The 2,158-nt window shown below is 41.6% G+C and carries 2 protein-coding genes; both read left to right on the forward strand.

Going from position 1 to position 2,158, the window contains the following annotated elements; all coding sequences use genetic code 11:
* The first annotated feature begins 252 nt into the window (after positions 1–252).
* A complete protein-coding gene (gene cls, locus FS666_RS19105; protein ID WP_120070267.1) occupies positions 253–1,707 on the forward strand; it encodes a cardiolipin synthase in 1,455 nt (484 codons plus the stop codon).
* Positions 1,708–1,730: 23 nt separating this feature from the next.
* Positions 1,731–1,928 (forward strand): hypothetical protein, encoded by a 198-nt coding sequence (locus FS666_RS19110; RefSeq protein ID WP_144463761.1) that lies wholly within the window; start codon positions 1,731–1,733, stop codon positions 1,926–1,928.
* The last annotated feature ends 230 nt before the right edge of the window (positions 1,929–2,158 follow it).

The following is a 2,158-nucleotide window of genomic DNA, read 5'->3' on the forward strand; positions in this document are numbered from 1 at the left end:
AAAGTTTTACCAAATAGCCCCAGAATTAATGTTCAGTAAATTTACTTTCGTAATTTGGGATTATTAATGTACGAAACAACTCCACCTTTGGTTTCATTTAACTAAATTGGAAAATTCAGTCTATTAATGATTTTGAATGAACAGGAACCGATCATTTAAAACCATTGACAGTTTATATGTTCGGTTGGAGTTATATGGTAAAATGAATGAGAGTTTTGTCTTTGTATCTAAATGAGCTGCGAGGTTGAGACGATGACAATTGCTACGATCAGTACGGCTGTATTAAGTATATTTCTCATTTTGAATATTGTGCTTGCCGGCTTCGTTGTTTTTCTGGAAAGAAGGGACGCTGGCGCAACATGGGCATGGCTTCTTGTCTTGTTTTTTGTTCCGGTTGTAGGATTTGTCCTTTATCTGATTTTTGGCCAGAACCTGAGCAGGAAAAAAATTTTTGAATGGAAAGATAAAAAGAAAATAGGGATCATGGAAATTACGGATACCCAAATTGATATGCTGAGAAGCGGTGATTTCCCTTTCCATGACAATAAAACGGCGCAGTACAAGGATTTGATTTACATGCTGCTTGTCAATGACAGCGCCGTCCTGACACAGGATAACAAAGTGGATGTTTTTACAGATGGAAATAAAAAGTTCCAATCCCTGATGGCCGACATACGCAGTGCGAAAGATCATGTCCATCTCGTTTATTACATTATGCGCAACGACAGGCTGGGCAACGACTTGTTAGCGCTCCTTGTGGAAAAGGCCAAGAAAGGTGTGGAGGTGCGGGTTCTCTATGATGCGATGGGGTCGAGAAGGCTCCCCAGGAAATTTTTCCGCCCGTTGATCGCTGCAGGCGGAAGGGTAAGTGCTTTTTTTCCAGCCATTATTCCCCATTTGAACTTGCAGGTGAACTACCGCAACCATAGAAAGCTGGCCATTATTGACGGTGCTGTCGGATATATCGGCGGCTTCAATATTGGTGACGAATATCTTGGCTTGAACAAGAAATTCGGCTATTGGCGGGATACTCATTTAAAAATTTACGGGAAAGCTGTTTATGCAATGCAAACAAGGTTTATCCTTGATTGGAACCAGGCCTCATCGAATAAAATCAGCTATGAAGACAGGCTGTTCCCGGAAATCGGGCCGATGGGCAATACTGATGTTCAAATTGTTTCAAGCGGTCCTGATTCAGAATGGGAGCAGATCAAGTATGGGTATATTAAGCTGATCAACTCGGCAAAAGACTATATTCTCATTCAGACGCCGTATTTCATTCCGGATTCCAGTGTGCATGATGCGTTGAAAATTGCTGTATTATCCGGTGTGGATGTCAGGCTGATGATTCCCAATAAACCGGATCACGCCTTCGTCTATTGGGCGACGTACTCCTATGTTGGGGAGCTGTTGAAGACAGGAGCAAAGGTGTATGTATATGAAAATGGCTTCATTCATGCGAAAACGATGATTGCTGACGGAAAAATTGCAAGCGTGGGAACAGCCAATATTGATGTGAGGAGCTTCCGCCTGAATTTTGAAGTGAATGCCTTCTTATATGATCAGGAACTCGTTCAGGAGCTTGTCGATATTTTTGAAAAAGATGCTTCATTATCCCGTGCGCTGACATACGATCAATATTTGAGAAGGCCGAAAATCATCCGTTTCAAGGAGTCGATCTCACGCCTGCTTTCACCCATTTTATAAAAATACCCTGGAAGTAGGTTATTGTGATGAAATGGTATTCGATTGGAACTCTGTCCTTTCCTGCTTTCTGGGCGGCTGTTGCTGCCGCCTTTGTCAGTGTTTATGTATATTTAAGACTTCAGCGAAAAAAGCAGGCAGCAGACCTTTACGAACAACTGGCAGAAGGCCCGGCATTTCAATGCCGGGATGAATGCCAGCGGCATAGATTCAAAAAAAGATGAAAAAGCGCTTGCTTTTATTTTTGCAATATTATAATATTTATATAGAATGTATGTTCGGAGGCCGGGTAAATATGGCGAAAAAAGGTCCCCGCTATGTCGTAGAATTATTCCTTAAAACGGAGATTTTTCAAGTGCATATACTGGAAAAACGCTTTGAAATCGGGCGTCATATTTATAACGCCTGCAAGCGAAAAATGCTGGATAACATTCAACAAATGAGAAAAGATGAA

This window comes from Siminovitchia fortis (assembly GCF_007681465.1).
GTDB classification, from domain to species: Bacteria; Bacillota; Bacilli; order Bacillales; family Bacillaceae_C; genus Siminovitchia; species Siminovitchia fortis.

Bases quoted from the DNA above. Each gene is read 5' to 3' on its own strand.
- cls (WP_120070267.1), top strand. From the start codon at position 253: ATGACAATTGCTACGATCAGTACGGCTGTATTAAGTATATTTCTCATT.